Below are 22,933 nucleotides of genomic sequence, written 5' to 3'. Positions count from 1 at the left end.
GGAATGATGGAGCATGTTTGTACCGTCCTATGTATTAGAATCTTTTGTATTCATTATACTTGTAATCGGCAAGAATCGACATTTGGAAAAATGAGGAATATTTTGACTTGAAGAGCAAGCCCCAAACCGCCATCTTTTGCATGCCCGTCACTTTTCGGCGAGAAATTTCCACGGAAGCCAGACATGCTTCAACAGGCTTCACATCCCGCGGCTTCTAGAATGGAAGCAAAAAAGAGAAGTGGGCGAAAGAGGCATGAAGAAGAGACGATGGAAACAAGCTGTAATGGTGGTAGCTGCATGGATGCTCTGTGTTGCGATGGGAACGGAATCTTCTGGCGCCGTCGAGGCGAGTAGCGAAGCGGAGTTGCAGGAGCAGGATTCCATTCAGGTAGCGTTTGTCGGGGATATGATTTTCGATAAGAGCGTCGGGAATCAGATCGGACGGTACGGCGTAGATTATCCGTTTCAAAAAACCGCCGATTTTCTCAAGCAGGCAGACCTGACGATTGGCAATTTGGAGACACCCGTCAGTACGCGGGGACGTCCGGAGAAAAAGGAATATACCTATCGTGCGAAGCCAGAGTCGTTGAAGGGGCTCGTGAACGCGGGCATCGACGTGGTCAACCTGGCGAATAATCACTCGCTGGATTACGGAATGGACGCGCTCACTGATACGATGGATCATCTGAAAAAGGCAAAGATCGGTTACGTGGGGGCAGGGAAAAACGAGGAGGAAGCATTCGCTCCCTACATCCAAACGATCAAGGGAAAACGCGTGGCAATCATCGGGATCAGCCGTGTCCTTCCAAATGAGGGTTGGTATGCGCGAAAAAACAAGCCAGGCCTCGCACATGCCTACTCGTATGAGCCAATGCTGTCCTATGTTAAAAAGGCAGTGGCAGAGTCAGACATTACGATTGCGGTCATGCACTGGAATTTGGAATATAAGGATTACCCAGAACCATATGCGCGTGAGATGGCGAAAAAGCTGATCGACAGCGGCGTGGATGCCATTGTCGGGTCGCATAGCCATTCGATTATGGGCGTTGAGTTCTATAAAAAGGCGCCGATCTACTACAGTGTAGGGAATTTTGTGTTTACCACCTCGCGCAATCCGAAAGGTCGCGAAGCCATGATGGTTCAATTGACCTTTTCAAAAGACGGGAGCAAGAGCCACGTAATCCCGGTGAAGCTCACGAACGGTCAGCCTGCTCCGATGGATGAGAAAAACAAACAGAGGATCATTGACAAGCTCAACCGTATTTCCTATGGAGCGAGTATATCCGAAAAAGGGGAAGTAACCGAGTCTAAGCTTCAATAGCGAGTCGCCGCTTCATTTCTCTACGTGTGAAACCAAACATTAACTAAGACAGGCGTTTGCCTGTCTTTTTCGACTCCAAAAATAACGTTTTTGACTGAATGGGTTAAGCAAACTGGTAACTTGACTTAGAGTCAACTCAAAGGTGTAAGATTGGACCAAGTCGACAACAGAAGGAGCTCCTCGAAATGAATATTAAAGAAGTTGCGGAAAGAACCGGACTTTCTGCACATACCATTCGATTTTATGAAAGAAGTGGGTTATTTCCTAAAATAAAGAGATCCAAAAATGGAATACGCGAATTTAGGGATTCTGATGTAAACTTTCTTATTTTCATGGCAACTCTCAAAAAAACAGGGATGTCACTTGAAGATATTTCGGAGTTCACAAAAGATGGCTGCATACTTGAACGTTTGGAATCCGAGGAGATGCCCAAAGAACCAGTTAGGAATCGACTTTCGATTCTTATGGATCATCGGAATAAGTTGCTCGAACAACAACGAAATATTGAATTATTTATAAATGCTGTAACTCAAAAAATTTCATTTTATGAGAGTTACATTGAAGGTACAGATAACAATGAAGTGGAGGATTTTAAAGATGGCTGAAATAAGGTATGAAGTCGGTTCACAAGTAATGAATCAGGTTGTCGGAGAATCTGGTGTTCATACTCGCGAGTTTTTGAAAGGAATCGCGCCTGACTTTGAACGTTTTTTAGTTGAATTCCCATTTGGGGACATCTATAGCCGACCAGGATTGGACTTGAAATCTCGTGAGATTGCGACCGTTGCTGCCTTAACCGCTCTTGGGTACGCAATTCCTCAACTGAAAGTTCATATTAACGGTGCCTTAAATGTTGGATGGACAAAAGAAGAGATCATGGAAATAATGATGCAAATGGCCGTTTATGCTGGTTTCCCCGCCGCTTTAAATGGACTGAATGCAGCTAAGGAAGTTTTTACAGCTAGAAATTTATAAAAGGGGAGTATCAACATGTTAAACCGAAATATTTCTTTTACCTGGATTGGTTTTGGTGGATTTTATATAGAAACATCTGGAAATAAAAAAATACTTATTGATCCATGGATTAAAAACAATCCCTCCTGTCCCGAAACGATTAAAAACATAGAAAAAGTAGATTACATTTTTTTAACACATGCACATCGAGATCATGCTGAAGATGTCGTTTGGCTTGCGCAAAAAACAGGTGCCAGCGTATTGGCAGGCTGGGAACTGGCTTTTATTCTCCAGAAAAAAGGTGTTCAAAATATCGTTGCCATAAATAAAGGTGGAACTCGACAATTCGAAGATATAGCGGTTACTGCTGTACATGCAGACCATTCCTCGGCTTTCGTTGATGGTGATCAGATTCTCTATGGCGGGGAGCCTATGGGGTACGTAATCAAATTCGAAAATGGATACACTGTCTATCACGCTGGGGATACAAACGTATTTGGTGATATGGCTCTAATTGCTGAATTATACGTTCCAGACCTGGCACTATTGCCTATCGGTGATGCTTATACGATGTCCCCCAGAGAGGCTGCTAAGGCAGTCCGCCTGCTAAATATAAAAAATGTTATACCGACACATTTTGGCGTATTTGATTTTTTAACTGGTCGGCCAAGCGAACTCTCTGCTTTGCTTTCTGATGTTAAAGATTTAACAGTTTACGATATAAGTCCTGGTGATACTATTTTTATCAATCACGATAAATGAGAAAGAGAGATAGTATTCCGTTAAGGATGTTATAACGGCAATGACTTTCTGGTCAGTCTAGAACCTTATTTTCATTAAACAGTCCCTTTGTTGAGAAAGACTATGCAAAGAGTCCGGGGGCTAAATGGGACCTTGAGAAAAAAGTATGGTATATCCCGGATGGGGCATAGTTATGCATGTTTGAGGAATGGGCAGAATGGAGGTGTATAACATCACGAAAGGGAGTGATTGTCAGTGCAAGCTATCACTACGTTTTTCATGTTCCACGGACAAGCGGAAGAAGCGATGAAGTTTTACACTTCTATTTTTGATCGCTCCGAAATCAGGCAGGTATTGCATCACGAGAATGGACAAGTCCTGCACGCTACTTTCACCTTAAAAGACCAGACCTTTATGTGTATCGACAATACGAACGGTGACTATCATGCTTTTACTCCGGCGATTTCGTTGTTTGTGGACTGCGACACAGAGGAAGAGGTTAACCGGATTTTTGGACAGCTTTCAGTAGATGGACAAATACTCATGCCGCTCGGGCAATACCCGTTTAGTGAAAAGTTCGGATGGGTTCAAGATCGTTACGGATTATCCTGGCAGGTTAATTTACCGAAAAGATGATAGTTGAAAAGCCGGTACACCGCTTGGTACTGGCTAACTTTTTGTCTTTTTATCGTTGCTGTAGTGGGGGAAGAAGCGAATTTCCAGTCTACGCTTCGGCCTACGCCCAGCAGGGGGTATCACTGTCCGCTTCGGAAAAAATGGCGGGAGCGCTTCAAACGTAGAAGTTTCGGGGAGGGCATTCATAAGTGAAGCTGAAATTCCCCGCCATTTTTTCCTACGCTGAGATGGGCTCCAGAGGCGCTTGGACTGGAAATTCGCTTCTTCCTACGTAGCTTTTATTCATTCGTTGAAAGTGGTTCTGAGATGATTTTTTCTAACTGAGTGGATCTTTTTGAAGCTTGCCCTGTGTTAACATGCAAAACGCTTTAAACCTACGAAAGAATCTACAGCTTTCCGGAAGCACTGTCACATGTTTGGAAGGAGACCGCCCGAACGCAGAGAGGATACAGGCGACTGGAAAACATGTGGCAGGGCTTCTCCCGACCACAACCGATGGAATACATCTTTTTTTCTACATCGCCATCAATTGGCGAAAACTACGTAGCCAGAGATAAATGCTTCGCACATGTCCAATCCTTCTTTGCGGAAATAGAATCGTACATGGATATAATGAAGGTAGGGCTGTATAGATAATCAGACAGTGGAGAATAAAGGGGGAAACATGATGGATGAGAAATGGACACGCCTGGTACATAACATGAACCCTACAGCCAAGCTCCTCCGCGCATGGGAGCTAAAAGGCGGGATTTCTGCACAGGTCACCGCGCTTGAAATGGAGATTCCTGACGGCAAGAAGAAAATAGTAGTCGTCCGCGAGCATGGTCAGGCTGACCTCAAACGAAATCCGCAGATCGCATCCGATGAATTCAAACTTTTGCAAATACTGAAGTCCGCTGGCTTACCGACTCCAACGCCCTATCATCTCGAAGCATCCAGCGAGATATTCCCCACACCGTGCCTTGTCATCGAATTCATAGAAGGCCAGACAGTCACCAAACCAGCCGACTTATCCAGCTATCTACAGCAAGCAGCTGAGGTGCTGACTCGCATCCATTCGGTAGACGCTTCTAGGCTGGCGAGCACTTATTTGCCGAAACAAGAAGAAGCGATAACGGAAAAGCTCTACAAAAGACCTGCGATCCTGGACAAATCATTGGATGAGGGACTCATTCGCGAAGTGCTGGAGTCCGTTTGGCCGCTACGTCAAGCGAATGCAGCAGCGCTTTTGCATGGCGATTTCTGGCCGGGAAATACGATGTGGAAGGAAGAGAAGCTGGCTGCTATCATCGATTGGGAGGATGCTGCGATCGGCGACCCCTTATCTGATCTCGGAAATGCCAGACTGGAGATTTTGTGGGCATTTGGAGTGAAGGCCATGAATGATTTTACACTTTGCTATCAATCTGGCAGCAAGAGACTCGATTATACCCAGCTTCCGTACTGGGATTTGTGTGCTGCACTGCGACCAGCCTCGAATCTATCTGATTGGGGATTGGAAAAGAGTATGGAGAAAACCATGCGCGAGCGACATTCTCTATTCGTGATGCAGGCGTTTGAAAAACTAGGCATTCCGTATAAAAGACATGCCACTTATGAGAGCCTCGAATAATCGGGGCTTTTTTTTGTTTGGAAAAAAATGTTGACCGTTCAGGTGTAGATACCTATAATCTAATTCATAGTAAACATGTAGGAATTATAAGTTATTATTTTTTGATCCGACCGGACCACCGGAGGAACGGTTTCACTGAGTGAGTGCATATGAAGGAGGATCACCATGAAAAAAAGGCTTTCGCAAATCATTTCAACTTTACTGCTAGGGACGCTCCTGGTCACAGGGTGCAGCTCAGAAGGCAGCGCGCCAGCTACACAAACGGCAACTCCGTCGGCAGATGCAACAGCACCTGCTGCCAGCAAGGTGCAAGACATAAAAGACGGCATCAATTTGGCTACGGATTTATCCAAGCTACCGGAAGCAGCAGCCAAAAGGACCGATACATTCATTGCGGGACTGACGGAGCCGGGCGGCGTGTTTAACCCGTTTTTTTACCACAACGGCTACGATGGCAACGTCACCTCAGCCATTTTCGAATCACTGGTGGATGTCGATGCAACAGGAAAGCCAGTACCCAAGCTCGCGGAAAAATGGGATGTATCACCTGACCAGCTTACGTATACGTTCCACCTGAGACCGAATCTGAAATTCAGCGATGGTTCACCGCTGACGGCAGAGGATGTAGCCTTTACACTGACGATTCTGCACGACAAAACGTACGACGGCGAAACGGACATTTTCGTAGCAAGTATCAAGGGTGGTCGTGAATACAAGGAAGGAAAAGCGAACACCATCGAAGGGATCAAGGTAATTGATCCACAGACGCTCCGGATCACGACGGAGAAAGTGAACGCCAAATCTCTCGTCCTGTTAGGCGGGCAGGTGCTCTCCAAAGCGTACTACGGCAAGGAGTACAAACCAGGCAATTTGGAGTATCTCCGCACCTTACACGGCAAGCCATTGGGAGCTGGACCTTATAAATTGGAAGCGTACATTCCTGGTCAAGAAGTCCGCTATCTCGCAAACGAGCACTATTACAAAGGTAAGCCGCAGGTTGAGCACTTTATCTACAAGACGACAGAGGGCGACGCTCTGCAATTCATCCAGACAGGGGAAATGGATTACAACTCCTTTACCGTCAACTCGGATAACATTGAGCAGCTGCAAGAGCTGGGATACGTGAATATCAATCTGTACACATCCAGCGCTTATTCGTACATCAAGTTCAATCATTCCAAGCCATTTTTCAAAGACAAGCGCGTCCGCCAAGCCTTCATTTACGGACTGGATCGCCAAAAGATTTTGGATCTGACCTACCAAGGATACGCGCAAGTCGCCAATGTACCGATCAGCCCTGTTTCCTGGGCCTATACGGAGGACGTTAATCCGTACGCCTACAATCCGGAAAAGGCGAAGCAGCTCCTGGATGAAGCGGGCTGGAAGCCGGGCGCGGATGGTATCCGCGAAAAAGACGGACAAAAGCTGATCGTGCATTACTACACGACTAAAGGAAAGCTGGGAGAAGTTCTGATCCCGATTGCCAAAGAAAACTACAAAGAGCTGGGCATCCAGTTTGAAGCAGAAATGATGGACTACAACGCCGTATTGGCACGGACGGAAAAAGGCGATCACGACCTCGCTTCGTTCTCAACCACGATGCTGATCGATCCAGATGACGGTGTAGACGCCTTCTCGACGAAAAAGGGCAAGAGCGGATTTACCGGAACGAATGGCTACTCCAATGCCAAAGTAGACGAATTGCTGGAAGCAGGTCTATCTACGCTAGACATCGAGAAGCGGAAAGCAATCTACAAAGACCTGTACAAAGAGTTGAGCGATGACCCACCGTACATCTTCCTCGGCTACCGCAAAATTTTGTCTGCGCACAACGGCAAGATCAAGGGCTTGGAGCCGAATCCGTTCACGGGCATTTCAACCAGCCTGCCTGGCATCAAAATCGAGTAACAAGTTCGAGTAACTGACTCACGAATGTTGTGCCCGGCCCTGGGGCTGGGCTTTCTTTTTTCCCCAAGCATGAAAGGAGGCCAACGATGACGTCCTACTTCCTGAAAAGGGTCTTTTACATGGCATTGACGCTCTTCGGCGCATCCATTTTGATTTTTTTCCTGTATGCCCTAACGCCCGGTGATTTCGTCGATACGAGTCTCAAGCTGACAGCCGAACGAAAGCTGGAGCTAAAAGAAATGTACGGGCTGGATAAGCCTGTCGTCGAACGGTATTTCATCTGGATGAAAAACGCCCTCCAAGGCGACTTTGGTTATTCTCTGCAATACCAACAGCCGGTGATGTCGCTGTTAAACGATTACATCTGGAATTCGTTTTTGCTGGCGATTACCTCCACCTTTTTTACATGGCTGATTGCGATCTCAATCGGAGTTCTGTCTGCTGCAAGGCAGCATTCCTGGTTCGATGCGCTCGTGACGATTGGTGTTTTTGCTGCGATGTCGTTGCCTGTCTTCTTCGTCGGGCTGCTGTTTATCAAGCTGTTTGCCGTCGATGCCAAGCTATTTCCGGCAGGGGGCATGATGATGATCGGCAGCAAGGAAACAGGGCTCACCTATGCGTGGGACGTGGTTCAGCATATGTTTTTGCCTGTGACAGTGCTGACTTTGCTGAGCGTAGGGACGCTGACCCGCTATTTCCGCACGAACATGCTGGAGGTCATTCAACAAGACTTCGTGCGCACGGCCCGGGCAAAAGGGCTGAAGGAAAAAGTTGTTCTGCACAAGCACGCGCTGCGCAATGCGCTCCTGCCTGCCATTACACTGCTAGGCTTTGAGCTGCCAGCTCTGTTTGGTGGGGCGATCATCACGGAAAAAATCTTTAACTGGCCCGGTGTCGGACAGTTGTACATGCAGGCGTTTTCTGTACGGGACTACCCGCTCTTGATGGGCTTTACGATGTTCCTGGCGATTCTCACCGTCATCGGAAACTTATCTGCTGATTTGCTGTACAGAGTGGCCGACCCGCGGGTTCGGTTGAAATAGGAGGGAAAAACGATGGCATCAACGGTAAGTGAAGTAGCAGAGGTGACGAGACCGGAGCAGGTAGCGTTGCGTTCTTCCTTGTGGCACGAGGCGTTTTTGCGACTGAAAAAGAAGCGTCTGGCCATGGTAGGACTTGTGTTCTTACTCGTCATGGCAGTGGTATGCTTCATCGGTCCGTTTTTTTCTCCGTACGCATCCGGCAAGATTAATACGGTTATGATTAACAAGCCGCCAAGCTTCTCCCATTGGCTCGGGACGGACAGCTTGGGCAGAGACATTTTGACGCGATTGATGCAGGCTGGCCGAATCTCATTGACAGTCGGCATCGCTTCCATGGTGCTCTCCGTTTCCATTGGCGCCCTTCTCGGGGCACTGGCTGGCTTTTACCGCGGGTGGGTCGATCAAGTAATCATGCGCGTAGCAGACGTGCTCATGACCATTCCTGGTCTGCCGCTCTTGTTTATTATGGGTGCAGTCCTCTCCGAGTGGAAAATCCCGACCGACTATCGCATTTACATCGTCATGGTTATGCTGAGCCTGATTGGCTGGCCCGGCTTGGCGCGAATGGTCCGGAGTCAGATGCTCACCCTGCGCGAAAGTGAATTCATGCAAGCAGCAGAAGTACTTGGTCTGCGCGACAGACGCAAGCTGTTCTTTCATTTGCTGCCCAATCTGACACCGCTCTTGATTGTCGTTGCCACCTTGAACGTCGGAGGTGCGATCCTGAGCGAATCCGTATTATCGTACTTCGGCCTCGGAGTCGTCCCGCCAACGCCGACATGGGGCAATATGATGGATGCGGCAAACACGTTGATCGATTTTCAGAAAAGACCGTGGCTGTGGGTTCCTCCTGGGATTGCTATTTTCGCTACTGTCATCTCGATTAATTTGCTGGGGGATGGACTGCGGGATGCTTTGGACCCGAAGCAGAAGCGTTGATGAGTTTTTGAATATCACCATCGTGAACCAGCTTTTAAAATAAAGCAGCGTAGGGAGAAGTGATTTCCAGTCCGAGCGCCTCTGGAGCCCATCCCAGCTTCGGAAAAAATGGCGGGGAATTTCAGCTTTTATTACATACAAAAACGCCTGCGCGTTTTCTGGTTTGAAGCGCTCCCGCCATTTTTTTCGAAGCGGACAGTGATACCCCCATGCGGGCGTAGGCCGAAGCGTAGACTGGAAATCACTTCTCCCTCTCCACTACAGCTCCTTCAAATACACGAAAAGGCAGGTGAGCCAAGCATGAATGCTCTAGTCGAAATCCAAAATCTAAGCACCTACTTCAAGTCCGAACAAGGCGTGGTCAAAGCAGTCGATGCCCTCGATCTGCGCGTCCATGAAGGAGAGACCGTATGCATCGTAGGCGAGTCAGGCTGCGGCAAAAGCGCGGCAGCCATGTCATTGATGGGACTAATCCCAGAGGCGGTAGGCAGTATCGTTTCGGGTGAGATATGGTTTGCAGGCCGTGATCTGCGAAAAGTCAGCAAAGAAGAAATGCGCAAGCTCCGCGGCAATGAGCTGGCCATGATTTTTCAGGAGCCGATGTCGTCACTCAATCCCGTACTGACCATCGGTGAGCAAATCATGGAACCGATCATGGAGCATCAGGGCTTAAGCAAAAAAGTAGCCCAAGCACGAGCCATTGAACTGATCGAGCTAGTCGGAATCCCACGGGCAAAAGAAATCGCAAAATCATACCCCCATGAATTGAGCGGAGGCATGCTGCAACGCATTATGATTGCGATTGCAATATCTTGCAATCCGCGCCTATTGATCGCCGATGAGCCGACGACTGCTTTGGATGTGACCATTCAGGCACAAATTCTCGATCTGCTGCGCAAAATCAAGGAGGAAGCCAAAACTGCGATTCTCTTTATCACGCATGATCTGGGTGTTGTTGCGGAAATGGCTGATCAAGTAGTCGTGATGTACGCAGGGAAAGTGGTAGAGGTGTCTCCTGTCGTCGAGCTGTTTGAGGAGCCGAAGCATCCGTATACACAAGGCTTGCTCCGATCCAAGCCTGTGTTGAATCAACGCAGAGCCAAGCTGTATTCCATCCCTGGTCAAGTACCGAATCCGACGACACTCGGTGAAGCCTGCTATTTTCTTGACCGATGCGATCAGTGCTTGGCCATTTGCCGGGTGAAGCAGCCGCCTTTGCGTGATGGGGAAGACGGTAGAAAGGTCGCGTGCTGGCTGTATGAGGAGGAGATCGCCCGTGGAAAATAATTTGCTGGAAGTGCGCCGATTGAAAAAATATTACCCGATTACCGGAGGGCTATTAGGCAGGACGATCGGCCATGTGAAAGCGGTGGATGACGTCAGCTTTTCTATTCAAAAAGGGGAGACGTTCGGGCTGGTCGGTGAATCAGGCAGCGGGAAAAGCACGACAGGTCGCACCATCCTGCGCCTTTTGGAAAAAACAGAGGGAGAAGTCCGCTTCCAGGGTATCGATGTGCACGCACTAAATCGCCAAGAGCTCCGAGCACTGCGCCCCCGGATGCAATATATTTTTCAAGACCCGTACAGCTCGCTGAATCCGCGCGTCCGAATCGGAGAAGCACTGGGGGAAGCGCTGCTTGATCATGGGCTGCTCCCACAAGCGGAGGTCAGGGAAAGGGTCTTAGAGGTGATGGCTTTATGTGGATTGGCGCCCTATCATGTTGATCGGTATCCGCATGAGTTCTCGGGAGGTCAGCGTCAACGGATCGGTATCGCACGGGCCATTATGATGAATCCTGATTTTATCGTCGCGGATGAGCCAGTATCTGCTCTGGATGTGTCGATCCAAGCCCAAATCATCAATTTGTTTGCAGAGTTACAGGAGCAAAGGAAGCTGACGTACTTATTTATTTCCCATGATTTGAGCGTCGTGGAGCATCTGTGCACGAGGATCGGGGTCATGTATTTGGGATCATTGCTGGAGCTGGCACCACGGGATGAGTTGTTTTTGGAGCCGCTCCATCCGTACACCAAAGCATTGCTCTCCTCTGTGCCGCTCCCGCTCCCAAAGTACAAGCGCGAACGCATCGTCCTGCAGGGAGACATGCCAAGTCCGGCGAGTCCTCCGGCAGGATGCAAATTCCACACGCGCTGCCCGTATGTGAAAGAGATTTGCCGACAGGAAATTCCTGCTTTTCGTGAGGTAAGCACTGACCGATTTGTCGCCTGCCATTTGGTGTAACGGGAATGAAAGCAATCGAAGGAAAATGAGGTGAGAAAAGCCTCTTGATGCCTAAACTGTTTGACATTGACAGCAGTCGGGATCAAGGGGTATTATCAGATTATAAAACAAACTAAGTAGGTCGGAATAATATGTATTGATTTTAACAAAACAGGAAGGTGATCCCCGTGGCAAAGAATGAGATTTCCCTAGATGATCTCTTATTAGAGAAAATCGCACGCGCACTGGACGGTCTGGAATACGGCTCCCTACATATTGTGGTTCACGATTCACAGGTCGTTCAGATTGAGCGAACGGAAAAATACAGGCTCCCGGTGGAAAAGCCTGAGGCAAAGATTTCGCAAGCGCGGACCGGGAAATAGAAGAAAAAGCGTGAGAAAAAGAGAGGAGGAAGGACTATGGCAGGCGTTCTTGTGGTAGGAGGAGATCGGGTAGCAGAAATCGAGAGCTTGTTGCAGAACAAAGGGTTCCAGAATGTCTATCACGTATCAGGTCGAAAAAAATCCGATGTGAAGGCGACGATTCCTTCTGATACGGAGCTTGTTCTTGTCTTTATTAACTTCGTGAGTCACAGCTTGAGTAAAAATATCAAGAAGCTGGCGAAGCAAAAGCATGTCCCGATCGTTTTTTGCCGGCGGTCATGTGAAGCGGTAGCCATTTATGAACCAGCGATAAGCTAGAGAGGACAGCCCCATATGCGCGAATGAATAGAAGTATTCAACGATGAATACTTCTTTTTTGCGTGGCAGAGACTACTGGTAGGAACTTGTCGGACCGACTCGGGTAAAAGTATTCAGCAGGGAATAAAACCAACCAAAGAACAAGCGAAAACACGAATGGCATAAAATTTGCAGAATATTTATTCAATAATCTGAATCCGACTCAAACAAGGGGGGTACAGCATGAAAAGACCAGTTGTCATGACAAGTCTCTTCGTTTTGCTTACGGGACTATTTGCAGGCTGTAGCAGCGGAAATACGCCGACTCAAACCACACCAGACAAGCAGCAGCAACCAACGCCAGCACAGCAGGCAACTGTGCAGACTGCGGCAGAGCAGACGTTGCACATGAATGCCGCCGAGCCTGAAACACTTGATTCAGGCATGTCCAACGATGTGATTTCTGGTGCCTTCATTCGTTCGCTGTACGACGGGCTCGTTCGATTGGACAAGGATGGCAAGCCAGTCCATTCTGTTGCATCCGACATTCAAGTATCGGCGGACAAAAAGGTGTACACCTTTACTTTACGCGACAGCAAATGGAGCAATGGTGACCCGGTTACGGCTCAAGACTTCGCCTTCGGCTGGATGCGCGTGCTCAATCCGAAGACAGCCAGCGGCTCCGCCTACAAGTACTATCCAATCAAAAATGCCCGCGCCTTTTACGAAGGAAAGGCGAAAGCAGAGGATGTCGGCATTAAGGTCGTCAATGACAAGATACTGCAGGTCACCTTGGAAAACCCTACTCCTTACTTCTTGACACTTGCGACTTTCTACTATCCGGTCAATCAAAAGGTGGTAGAAGCCAATCCCGATTGGGCGAGAAAGCCCGAATCCATCGTGACCAATGGGCCGTTCAAGCTAGTGAATTGGCAGCATAAAAACAAAATTGAGCTGGCAAAAAACGAGCACTATTGGGACAAAGACGTCGTGAAGTTTAATGAAATCGAGTTTTCCATGATCGAAGATACGAATACCGAGCTGGAGCTGTTCAATAGCGGCGAGCTGGATTGGGCAGGCGGCCCGATTAGTGGACTACCTGCGGATGCCATTGGACCGTTGCGCGACGAAGGCAAGCTGCAAACTATGAAACGTGCGACCAACTACTATCTCTTGTTCCAGACAGAGAAGCCGCCATTTACGAATAGCAAAATCCGCAAAGCATTTGCCTACGCGATTAACCGTAGTGACATTGCTGAAAACATTGGTCAGGCTGGACAGACTCCCTTGATGGGCTTCGTCCCACTTTCCGCTTCCCTGAAGCCAGAAGGATATTTCAAGGATAACGATGTGGAGACGGCGAAAAAGTTATTGGTAGAAGGAATGAAGGAGATGGGTATCACCAAGCTGCCCGAAGTCACCTATCTTTACAATACCTCCGACCTCAACAAGAAGATTGCCGAAGCGTTGCAGGCGCAATGGAAGCAAGCTCTCGGTGTGGACGTCAAGCTGATTAACAAAGAATTAAAGGTCATGTTTGACGATCAGGAGCAAGGGAAGTACATGATTTCCCGAACAGGCTGGACGGGAGATTACAACGACTCCGTTAACTTCCTGGAGCTGATGATGGAGAAGTACAGCTCCAATAATTCTACCTTCTGGTTTAGTGAGAAGTACGTAGAGCTGGTGAAAAAGGCGTACGCCGAACCAGATGAGGCCAAACGCAATCAGTATCTGGTCGAAGCGGAGAGCATCCTGATGGAAGAAATGCCGGTCACGGGTGTGTACTCTAGCGTCAATTCATGGGTGCAAAATGAAAAGGTAAAAGGCATCACGGTCGACCCTTTGGGCTACATCGATTTCAAGTGGGGATACAAAGAACAATAGCGCTGAAAAGAAATGGCCGATACGAAAATCCATGTGTGGGCCGTTTCGCGAGCGATGGGGGAGGAATTTTCATGACATGGCAGCAAGCAGTAGAAGACGTGCTAAAGGAAGCGCCCGGTATTTTTGGAATCGCAGCTATGCATTTGGAAACAGGAGAGACAGCAGGGCATCTGGATGAAGAGTTGTTTCAACTGGCGAGTGCATTCAAAATTCCGATCATGGTCACCTTGATGCGCGAGGTGGAAGCAGGACGAATCCGTCTCGACCAGCGTGTGGCACTGAAATGGGAGGATCGCGTGCCGGGGTCAGGCATTTTGCAAGAGCTGGATGCCGGAGCAGCCTTAACGGTCAAAGACTTGGCGACACTGATGACGATTGTCAGCGATAACTATGCGACGGACCAAATCCTCGAGCTGATCGGCGGCATCGACAAGGTGAATGATCACATGCATGAGCTGGGTCTCTCGCAGATTCACTTGCGGCATAATTGCTGGGAGCTCCTCAACCACTGTGTAGGTATGAATGAGCCTGCACCTTCGCAGGCGGGGTTCGATGAGTTCATGCGACGGGAGGAGTCAGGCAATTACGAATTGCTCCACGATGTATCGATGCCTACCCATGACAATAACGTAGCGACACCAGCCGAGCTGAACCGCCTGCTTATCATGATTGCGCGAAAAGAAATTCTCACGGAAGCCTCCTGCGAGCTTATGCTGGACATCATGCGACGTCAGCATTACAACAGCCGTCTGCCGTACTTGTTGCCAGAAGGAACAAAGGTCGCGCATAAGACAGGGACCGTCAATGCAGTCGTCAATGATGCTGGCATCATTTATTTGCCCGAGGAAAAAGGGATGATTGCGATCACTGCCTTATCACGCGGTGTGACTGACACAGAAGCCGCAGAACTTACCATCGCCCGTGTTGCAAAAGCCATTTATGAGCAAGCGATTCGTGTACGCTCAGCAGATTGAGTCACCATCAAGAAAAACAGATAAACAAGGGTAGGAATCCGATGGGTTCTTATCCTTTTTCATTTCAATCAGGTAGCCCTTTTGTCTTTGTTTTGCTTTCTATACCCGATCCAAGCCATAATAGAGACAATACATACAGGATGTGATTACGCTTGCAGATCATTGTTTTTGACCTTGAAACGACACTGACTTATCAGAGAGACAAGATTCCGGAAATTATTGAGATCGGAGCGGCAAAAGTCGTACCCGGAAAAAATGGCGTGGAGGTCGACACATTTCAGCGCTATACCTTTCCAGCCATTGAGCGCCGAATCTCAGAGAGAACGCGTAAGTTCATCGGTCTCGATAAAGAGAACATGCCCACCTTTATTCCGTTTCGCCGGGCATTCGCAGAATTTATGAAGTGGATTGGCAACGATTCTGAATACTACCTGTGTACATGGGGGCAAGACGACAAGCGGCTGATGATTGAGCATTGTGCGCGGTTCGGTTTGGACTTCAACTGGATGCGTAATTACAATGACATCCAGCCGCCAATTAGCCTGCTTTTGGCTGATCGCAAACAGATGAGTCTGAAAGAAGCGATCGACACGGCAGGAATCATCCAGGAGGGCAGGCTGCACTCGGCCTTGGTCGATGCTATCCACACAGCTCATTTGCTGATCAAATATAACAAGACCGTACACTTGAAAGAAAACACGCCAGAAGAGAACTATAATTTGTCGAGCTCGTTGTATATTACGTGCCGATCATGCAAAAAAAGCAAATACTACACGGCTTTCGGGCGAAAAAGCAGAAGGTGCGAAGCTTGCCTGCAACATCGCAAGAAGTTGGAAAAAGCCGCAGAAGCAGCAACCGTCCAGCAGAGCTAGCGGGAGAGAACGGAGGAGTGCGTAAGATGATACGACAAGCACAATCCAATGACAAAGAGACAATCGTGACGATGATTGGCGAGGGCATGCTTTGGAGGAGCGAAGAGATTGTTGATATCGTGGAAAAAGCTACGGTTTTCATCTGGGAGGAAAACGATCAAATCATCGGTTGTGGCACATATGATTTGAACTCCTCTGGAGAAGACGGGACAGCAGAAATATACGTCTATACACGACCAGATCATCGGAAGCGAGGAATCGGCTCCCAGCTGTTTGATCAGCTATGGCTGGAACTGCAACAGCACGAGGAGAAGCCGAGGGCAGTCATGGCTACCTATCGGGTAGACCACGGGCAAGGTGCTGATTTTTTTGCCAAGAGAGGCTTTGCTTCTATCTGGGGACATCATCTGATGAAATACACAGGAGAGATCGGGCCTGCGCCGACACTGGACGTACGAAAATTCACCGAGTCCGATATGGATATGTACATCCAATCGCAGAGTGACGCTTACTATGAGGTGCGCAAAGGCATCGATCTTCAGCCATACCGATTGGCAGACTATCCTGAGAAAACGATGAACGCATGGAAAAGCTGGCTGCTGTGTGAGATGAGGGAGGACATTTATTTGTTCGAGCATGAGGGAGTATTCGTAGGCTCCCTGATCATCACAGGACATGGCGAAGTCTACGATGTATTCGTAGATCCCGTGCATCAAGGCAAAGGCTACGGCAAAGAGCTTGTCCGCTTTTTTGTAAACCAGACGCTGGAAAAGGGCTTGAAGCCGTATCTCGTCACAGGTACTCACAACGAACCCGCGATTGCGTTGTACGAACGGACAGGCTTCCAGACGTTTCAGACGACTACGACAGCGAAGAGAGACTTCGCATGATCACTCATAAAAAAATGCCGCAGGGATTAGAACCAAGCGGCATTTTTCGTTCTGACCGATAATAACTATACTCCGAGAAGGAGCAGGATAATAGACGTCAGACTAAAGCAAACACTGATCAAGCACAGGAAGGTGACGACTTGTTTTGGGTTGAGTCCAGAACGCAGCAGGCGATAATGAACCTGACTGGCATCTGCTTGGTAGATCGGCTTTCCTTGCAGGAAGCGCTTGGTCACCACAAACAGATTATCAAAAATCGGCACACCGAGTGCTAAAATCGGAATGAACAAGGAGAGAACAGTTGCCTGCTTAAAAGCACCATCCAACGCGATAACCGCCAAGATAAAGCCGAGGAAGGTCGCGCCTGCATCTCCCATGAAAATTTTGGCCGGCGGCTTGTTGTACCGCAGATAAGCCAGGGCAACACCGATCAGACTGATCGCCATAATCGCAGATGTGCTTTGTCCTTTTACCAAAGCGACTACGAAGAGCGTGCCTGCGGAGATCGCGGAAAGTCCTCCAGCCAAACCGTCCATGCCATCCGAAAAATTGATGACCGTCGTTACCCCGAAAATCCACAGGATGGTCAGGATGAACTGCAACCATTGCGGGAGCAGGATGTATTCGCCACTTAATGGATTGTAAAAGCCGGAAAAAGTAATACCCGACAAGTAGACAATCACAGCGGCTGATATTTGGACGATCAGCTTGGGCAGGGCGGAAAAATCCTTGCCTTGCGTTTTGTACCAGTCATCAATGGTACCAATAATCAGCAGCAGTAGTGAGCCTGACAGAACAGCGATCGTTTGCCCAGTCGATTCTTTCGAGAAGAGCAAAAACGATGCAGCAAAGCCGACAAAAATAGCGTAGCTGGCGGTCAATGGGATAGGCTCCCGGTGAATTTTTCTTTCCACGTCTTTACGTGGCTTGTCCACAAAATCAAGGCGAAATGCCAATTTAGCCAGAGGCGGAATCAGCACCATAACGATACAAAACGACAGTAAAAACGAAAGAGCGTACGTTATCGTGACCATCTCCTACAGGTAGTGAGCTTTCTATATGCAAAGATACCCGCATACCGTGTTGTTTGACAAGTCTATTATAGGAAGGATTCCAAATTTTGTCGACTCTTGTAATCACGTGAGGGTGAGGTACCAAAAAAAGTTGGTACTTATCTCCAGCAGAACGGGTCCCTATAATCCTTCATAGGAGGGATCCAGATGGAATACATGGCATTATGGTTTATTCTGGGAATTGTTTTTTCCATAACACTCGCCACGAAACAGATCAAGCCTTGGCTGAAATTCGTTATATTCGGTTACTATCTCGTGCTATCTTACCTATTTATCTCTCGTAAAGAAGAGATATATAGTGAATATCATCGGGTGCCGGTGCCAGAGAAGTTCTGGGAAACCAACTCGGATTGGGTGGGACTTATGCTCGGCTTTTATTTTGTCCCATTTCTTCTCATCCTGCTGTTCATCTACTTTTGGCTGTTTCGAAATGCCAACGGTGTGAAGAAGCGGTTTCTCATTTCTCTTACCATTGTACCCGCAGCGATTATCTATCTATGCTTGCTGTTTGTTTTCAGTATGTACGGATATCGACCTTAAAAAACTAGAGTGCAGCTACAAGCGGACGGTTAACAGGCGTCCGTTTTTCTGTTTAAATAGTATGAAAAGTTTCCGATGCGAGGAGGTCCTTATGAAGGGATCCAAATTGAAGTCTGGGCAAAATGTCATCATTCGATCAGCGGAGCTGGCAGATGCTGAAGCCTTGGTTGCGTTCATACATTGCGTATCAGGAGAGACGGATAATTTGTCATTTGGACCGCAAGAATGGACAGTCACCCCTGATGAGCAAAAAGAAAACATCAAAAGATGTCTGGAAGCTCACAATCGACTTTGTTTTCGAGGAGGTATCCGATCGCGGACGCAGCATGTAGGTGAATTTGGGGAATCCTTGCTGGAGTGGGCCAAGGAATCAAAAGTCATTCGGAAAATCAATCTGAAAGTCCGTTCAGACAACGATTCTGCTATTCATTTGTACAAAAAGTTGGGCTTCAAGGAAATCGGTACGTTGACGAGAGAGTTTTTGATTGGGGATACATTCTACGATTGTCGCTACATGGCATCGAAATAGACTGAGGAACAGACCGTCAGGATTTTGGACCTGACGGATTTTTTGATGAATAAAATACTGATTATTCAAACAGGTTGAAAGGGGCCATCATGAAAAGGAAAGTCTCGATGCTTTTTTTTAACGGAACACTGCGTGCGAAGATTCTCACGCTTTTTCTCTGCTTGATCGCAATCCCGTTGAGCTTACAAGGGGTCATCACGTACAGCAAGTTTACGGCTTCAACGGAATTGAGAACGGCTGAATACACGGGGCAGATTGTGGGGCAAATCAACCGTAACCTGGAGCGCAATATACGGGAGATGAAGCGTTTATCACTCATGCCGCTCTACGATCCGGAAGTCCTGTCCATTTTAAAAGAAATTCAGACAAATACGTCGGCTACTTCTTTTCTCTCCATGGAAAAAAGGGAGAAGATGACGCTGTTTATCTCCAGTCTTTCCTATAGCCGACCGGAAGTAAAAGGTATTCAAATCATCGCGGGAAATGGCATGATTTTTTCCAATCTGGACCCCTCTGTCATGAAGAGCAAGGGAGATTTGGCAGAAGAGGGATGGTATTCGCGCGTGATCAAGGAACAGGGCGCAGCCGTCATTATTCCACAGCATCGGCCCAGCTATTATTTGGATGCCTCTGGGGAGCGCTATATGTCAGTGGCTCGGTTATTGCGTGAGCCGTATACGAAAGTACCGCTTGGAATCATGAAAATCGATATGAAAATGGACATGTTTGACCAGATCTTGTCTGATATGCCTTTTACCAAGGATGGGAGCTTGATCATCGTCAACGAGGGAAACGAGCTGTTTTATGAAAAGAGGGAGAGCGAAGGCTCGCCTGGTTATCGTACTTTCCTGCAAGAAACCCCTGCGATCAATCGTGGGGATGCGAATCAGATGGTGATTAAGGGACAGCCATATCTCTTCGTGGATCATCAATCGAGAGAGACGGGGCTTGTGGTGATTAGTCTGATTCCGCTCGAGATCCTGCTCGCAGAATCCAATAGCTTGCGCAGCTTTACGATGCTGATTGCGGCGATGTTTTTGCTCGTGGCTGGCGGACTCGCGATTTATTTTTCCTATTCGCTCAGCAAGCCGCTCGTTCAATTGAAAGAAAAAATGCTGCAAGTAAAGCGGGGAAACTTTCATGAACGAGTTCCCGTCGCTTCCCAAGACGAGCTCGGGAAGCTGAGCGAGCAATTTAATCAGATGGTCGAGGAAATCAATCGCCTTGTCAATGAGGTGTATCTCAGCAGCTTGCGTGAGCGGGAGGCGGAGCTGGCGGCCTTGCAAAGTCAGATCAATCCGCATTTTATTTACAACACACTCGAATCGATCAATATGATGGCGATCCGCTCGGGTAATTACGATGTGTCCGATATGGTTGCTTCGCTCGGAAAACTCATGCGCTATACGATCGCGCGAGAGGATGGGCAGGTTACGCTGACGCAAGAACTGATATCGTTAGAATCCTACATCCGTATTCAAAAGATTCGTCTGGAAGAGCGCCTTCAGGTGTTTATGGACGTAGAAGAGAGCCTGTCGGATCAGCGTATCCCGAAGCTACTGCTACAGCCATTGCTTGAAAATGCGATTGCACACGGGATTGAGCATCAGGAACAGGGAGGGACGATATGGCTCACGGCGCTTTGTCAGGAGGGTGTGATGCAGATTAGTGTGAGAGACAATGGCAAGGGAATGTCAGAGCAAACTTTGAGTCGTCTGCTCGCAAGTCTGCGTACGCCTATGCAGCAGCATGAGATGACAGGAAACGCACACAATGGGACAGCCTTGCGAAACATTTCCCAGCGGCTGACCTTATTGTTCGGGGATGAGTATGGGCTAACGATTGTGAGCAGGCTGGACCAAGGCACGGAAATTACGATGAAGATTCCACTCGATTTTCAGAAGGGAGAATCACGCCATGTACAAAGTATTGCTGGTGGAAGATGAACGAATGATTCGGGAAGGCTTGAGAGCGTTAATTGAAAAAGGAACATCTGGTTTTGCGGTCATGGCAGAAGCGGAAAATGGAAAGGATGCCTTGCAATATCTGCGCACGGAAATGCCTGATTTGGTTGTGACAGATATCCGCATGCGGGAAGTGGATGGCTTGGCGCTGATCGGGAAAATTCGGGAGATGTACGAGGAGCTGCCCATTGTGATTATTAGTGGCTATGGTGATTTTCACTACGCACAGAAAGCGTTGAAGTACAAAGTCTCCGACTACCTTTTGAAGCCCATTGATCGAGTAGAACTGGTGAGCACGCTCGCAAAAATCAGGGAGGTGCTGGATCGCAAAAAGAAAGTCCGGGAAGAACAAAACACCGTCGACGGCAGCCATAGAGAAGAAAGACAAACCATTCGCAAGGTAAAAGCATTCATTCACGATCATTTGGGCGGCGATCTGAGACTCCAGACACTGGCAGAATGTGTTCATTTGAATCCAATCTATTTGAGTCAATTGTTCAAGACCGAGACGGGGGAAAATGTCTCGGACTACATCACGCAGGTGAGGATGAACCGCGCCAAGCAGCTTTTACACGAGACGAGCCTGAAGGTATATGATATCGCGCGCTTAGTGGGGTATCAGAGCGCGAAGCATTTCATGCTGGTATTTAAAAAGGAAGTCGGGATGACACCTGGGAGCTACCGAGATCTCGTCGGCAGTAAAGATCTTTAAATCTCATACCAAATCTAAATCCTGTATGATTTATCTTACTATTCATTCAATTTTATACTGGTGACAGGGAAAACAGATAAGGAGGTACGCCATGAAAAAGGCAATCCTGTTGGCATTGTCAACTGCTTTGACAGCGTTTACATTTGGGTGCAGCAATACTGCGACGACTCCCGGTGACTCCGCAACGGGCAAGAAAGAAGCAGTTGAGCTTACGTTTTTGACATGGGGCAACCAAGCCCACTTGGACCTGTATACGAAGCTCTCTGAAAAATTTACGCAACAAAACCCGACTATCAAGGTGAAGCTGGAATCTGTGCCATTCCCCGATTACCAGCAAAAGGTGACGGTGCTGGCTGCAGGTCAGGAGCTGCCTGATATCGGTTGGGTGTCTGAGCGAATGGTGCCGCAGTTTATGGAGAATGGGATATTGGAAGATGTCTCGGATGTAAAGAACGACGCTGCATTTAAGCTGGATGACTTTATCCCGTCGACGCTTGAGCTGTTCCAAAAAGACGACAAATTGTACGGACTGCCGTTTTCTACCCCACCTACCGTGATGTTCTACAACAAAGACTTGTTTGACAAGGCTGGCTTGAAATCGCCGAACGACCTAGCGAAGGAAGGAAAATGGACGTGGGAGGAATTCGAAAAGTCAGCGCAGGCGATCTCGAGCGGAACCGGGGCGAGCAAAATCTACGGGGCCAACTTCTTCCGCGATTGGAAAACGTGGATCATCCTGTCTTCCTATTCATGGTCAAATGGCAGCGGCCCGTTCAACAAAGAGATGAATCAGTTTACGTGGAATGACCAATACGGAGTGGAGACACTCAGCATGCTCCAACGGATGATGTTTACAGATGGGTCACATCCGAAGGCAGGTGAACAGGTCAGCTTTGAATCAGGCAAAATTGGCATGTTCTTTGATGTGTACAGCTACGTTTCGAAGGCGCGGACGATCAAGGATTTCAAGTGGGACATTGCTCCGATGCCAGCGGGTTCACAAGGCTCGGCACCGATGCTCGGTCAGGCAGGGTATTCGATTTTCAAAGGAACCAAGCATTTGGAGGAGACCAAGCTGTTCCTCAAGTTCCTCGCGAGTGAGCAGGGTGTCCAGGAGACCTCGACTTACTTTGTCCCGCCGCGTTTGTCTGTGTTGAATTCCGATCCGTTTTTGAATGTTCCAGGCAACCCTGATCCTGCACACATCAAGCAGGCCGTTATCGATGAAATGCCTAAGGCACATCTGCAACCAGGTCATGTGGACTGGCAAAAAATCGACACGACGATCCTGGCCGGTTTTGATCAATTATTCGGTCAAACGGCACAGCCTGCGGATATTGTGAAGTCACTGGAAGCGAAAGTTAATCCGATCATGAAAAAGTAAGCAAGCTCATCACAACGGTCTGGGATACAGGCCGTTGTGAATGGAGAGGGAGG

General features: G+C 48.2%; 23 protein-coding genes and 1 pseudogene. 23 read left to right on the top strand and 1 reads right to left on the bottom strand.

The genetic code is table 11. The features are described 5' to 3' along the window. Window positions 1-253 precede the first annotated feature (253 nt). From HPY31_RS13190 to HPY31_RS13110, 18 genes and pseudogenes are all read left to right on the top strand, one after another. Window positions 254-1,321: a CapA family protein gene (locus HPY31_RS13190; RefSeq protein ID WP_172141089.1), complete on the top strand. Its 1,068-nt coding sequence runs from the start codon at window positions 254-256 to the stop codon at window positions 1,319-1,321. Window positions 1,322-1,506: 185 nt separating this feature from the next. Next, entirely contained in the window at window positions 1,507-1,926 is a 420-nt protein-coding gene (locus HPY31_RS13185; protein WP_172141088.1) for a MerR family transcriptional regulator, read from the top strand. Continuing rightward, on the top strand, window positions 1,919-2,296 hold the full coding sequence (locus tag HPY31_RS13180; RefSeq protein WP_015892873.1) for a carboxymuconolactone decarboxylase family protein: 378 nt from the start codon (window positions 1,919-1,921) through the stop codon (window positions 2,294-2,296). The genes HPY31_RS13185 and HPY31_RS13180 overlap by 8 nt, the downstream gene beginning before the upstream one ends. 15 nt (window positions 2,297-2,311) lie before the next feature. Then, the gene (locus tag HPY31_RS13175) at window positions 2,312-3,037 is read left to right on the top strand and encodes a metal-dependent hydrolase (protein ID WP_172141087.1); all 726 of its coding nucleotides are present in this window, start codon (window positions 2,312-2,314) and stop codon (window positions 3,035-3,037) included. An 86-nt stretch (window positions 3,038-3,123) separates the two neighbouring features. Then, window positions 3,124-3,207 (top strand): annotated as a pseudogene (locus HPY31_RS29190) (DUF5710 domain-containing protein); the annotation flags it as partial. A 58-nt stretch (window positions 3,208-3,265) separates the two neighbouring features. After that, window positions 3,266-3,652, top strand: coding sequence for a VOC family protein (locus HPY31_RS13170; RefSeq protein WP_172141086.1), 387 nt, complete (start codon window positions 3,266-3,268; stop codon window positions 3,650-3,652). A 664-nt stretch (window positions 3,653-4,316) separates the two neighbouring features. Then, a complete protein-coding gene (locus HPY31_RS13165) occupies window positions 4,317-5,264 on the top strand; it encodes a phosphotransferase family protein (RefSeq protein WP_253901794.1) in 948 nt (315 codons plus the stop codon). A gap of 165 nt (window positions 5,265-5,429) precedes the next feature. After that, on the top strand, window positions 5,430-7,172 hold the full coding sequence (locus tag HPY31_RS13160) for an ABC transporter substrate-binding protein (RefSeq protein WP_172141085.1): 1,743 nt from the start codon (window positions 5,430-5,432) through the stop codon (window positions 7,170-7,172). 86 nt (window positions 7,173-7,258) lie between these two features. Then, complete coding sequence (locus tag HPY31_RS13155; RefSeq protein WP_172141084.1) at window positions 7,259-8,215, top strand: ABC transporter permease; 957 nt, start codon at window positions 7,259-7,261, stop codon at window positions 8,213-8,215. A gap of 12 nt (window positions 8,216-8,227) precedes the next feature. Next, window positions 8,228-9,154, top strand: coding sequence for an oligopeptide ABC transporter permease (opp4C, locus tag HPY31_RS13150; RefSeq protein ID WP_172141083.1), 927 nt, complete (start codon window positions 8,228-8,230; stop codon window positions 9,152-9,154). A 300-nt stretch (window positions 9,155-9,454) separates the two neighbouring features. After that, window positions 9,455-10,441 (top strand): ABC transporter ATP-binding protein, encoded by a 987-nt coding sequence (locus HPY31_RS13145; RefSeq protein WP_172141082.1) that lies wholly within the window; start codon window positions 9,455-9,457, stop codon window positions 10,439-10,441. Then, window positions 10,431-11,396 (top strand): ABC transporter ATP-binding protein, encoded by a 966-nt coding sequence (locus tag HPY31_RS13140; protein ID WP_371811706.1) that lies wholly within the window; start codon window positions 10,431-10,433, stop codon window positions 11,394-11,396. The genes HPY31_RS13145 and HPY31_RS13140 overlap by 11 nt, the downstream gene beginning before the upstream one ends. Before the next feature lie 167 nt (window positions 11,397-11,563). Continuing rightward, on the top strand, window positions 11,564-11,758 hold the full coding sequence (locus HPY31_RS13135) for a YezD family protein (protein WP_172141080.1): 195 nt from the start codon (window positions 11,564-11,566) through the stop codon (window positions 11,756-11,758). 36 nt (window positions 11,759-11,794) lie between these two features. Then, on the top strand, window positions 11,795-12,076 hold the full coding sequence (locus HPY31_RS13130) for a DUF2325 domain-containing protein (protein ID WP_172141079.1): 282 nt from the start codon (window positions 11,795-11,797) through the stop codon (window positions 12,074-12,076). Between the two features lie 222 nt (window positions 12,077-12,298). Beyond that, window positions 12,299-13,942, top strand: a complete 1,644-nt coding sequence (locus HPY31_RS13125; RefSeq protein ID WP_172141078.1) for a peptide ABC transporter substrate-binding protein — start codon at window positions 12,299-12,301, stop codon at window positions 13,940-13,942. A 71-nt stretch (window positions 13,943-14,013) separates the two neighbouring features. Then, entirely contained in the window at window positions 14,014-14,916 is a 903-nt protein-coding gene (locus tag HPY31_RS13120) for a serine hydrolase (RefSeq protein ID WP_172141077.1), read from the top strand. 152 nt (window positions 14,917-15,068) lie between these two features. Continuing rightward, window positions 15,069-15,788 (top strand): 3'-5' exonuclease, encoded by a 720-nt coding sequence (locus HPY31_RS13115; RefSeq protein ID WP_172141076.1) that lies wholly within the window; start codon window positions 15,069-15,071, stop codon window positions 15,786-15,788. Window positions 15,789-15,814: 26 nt separating this feature from the next. Beyond that, entirely contained in the window at window positions 15,815-16,678 is an 864-nt protein-coding gene (locus tag HPY31_RS13110; RefSeq protein WP_172141075.1) for a GNAT family N-acetyltransferase, read from the top strand. Window positions 16,679-16,743: 65 nt separating this feature from the next. Here the strand turns inward: HPY31_RS13110 and HPY31_RS13105 are convergent, their stop codons facing one another. Continuing rightward, window positions 16,744-17,712 carry an MraY family glycosyltransferase gene (locus tag HPY31_RS13105; RefSeq protein WP_015892855.1) on the bottom strand — a complete coding sequence of 323 codons (969 nt, stop codon included), beginning with the start codon at window positions 17,710-17,712 and terminating at the stop codon, window positions 16,744-16,746. A 186-nt stretch (window positions 17,713-17,898) separates the two neighbouring features. Between HPY31_RS13105 and HPY31_RS13100 the strand changes: the two genes are divergently transcribed. The 5 genes from HPY31_RS13100 (at window position 17,899) to HPY31_RS13080 (ending at window position 22,880) form a co-directional block, all read left to right on the top strand. Beyond that, window positions 17,899-18,291 carry a hypothetical protein gene (locus tag HPY31_RS13100; RefSeq protein ID WP_172141074.1) on the top strand — a complete coding sequence of 131 codons (393 nt, stop codon included), beginning with the start codon at window positions 17,899-17,901 and terminating at the stop codon, window positions 18,289-18,291. A 91-nt stretch (window positions 18,292-18,382) separates the two neighbouring features. After that, window positions 18,383-18,820 carry a GNAT family N-acetyltransferase gene (locus HPY31_RS13095; RefSeq protein ID WP_172141073.1) on the top strand — a complete coding sequence of 146 codons (438 nt, stop codon included), beginning with the start codon at window positions 18,383-18,385 and terminating at the stop codon, window positions 18,818-18,820. An 89-nt stretch (window positions 18,821-18,909) separates the two neighbouring features. After that, the gene (locus HPY31_RS13090) at window positions 18,910-20,766 is read left to right on the top strand and encodes a sensor histidine kinase (RefSeq protein ID WP_172141072.1); all 1,857 of its coding nucleotides are present in this window, start codon (window positions 18,910-18,912) and stop codon (window positions 20,764-20,766) included. Further along, complete coding sequence (locus tag HPY31_RS13085) at window positions 20,738-21,496, top strand: response regulator transcription factor (RefSeq protein WP_172141071.1); 759 nt, start codon at window positions 20,738-20,740, stop codon at window positions 21,494-21,496. The genes HPY31_RS13090 and HPY31_RS13085 overlap by 29 nt, the downstream gene beginning before the upstream one ends. A 91-nt stretch (window positions 21,497-21,587) precedes the next feature. Next, on the top strand, window positions 21,588-22,880 hold the full coding sequence (locus HPY31_RS13080; protein WP_172141070.1) for an ABC transporter substrate-binding protein: 1,293 nt from the start codon (window positions 21,588-21,590) through the stop codon (window positions 22,878-22,880). Window positions 22,881-22,933 lie beyond the last annotated feature (53 nt).

Origin of the sequence: Brevibacillus sp. HB1.3 (assembly GCF_013186635.1) — a bacterium.
Lineage (GTDB): Bacteria > Bacillota > Bacilli > Brevibacillales > Brevibacillaceae > Brevibacillus > Brevibacillus brevis_D.
This window is presented reverse-complemented; position numbering and strand designations above follow the sequence as displayed.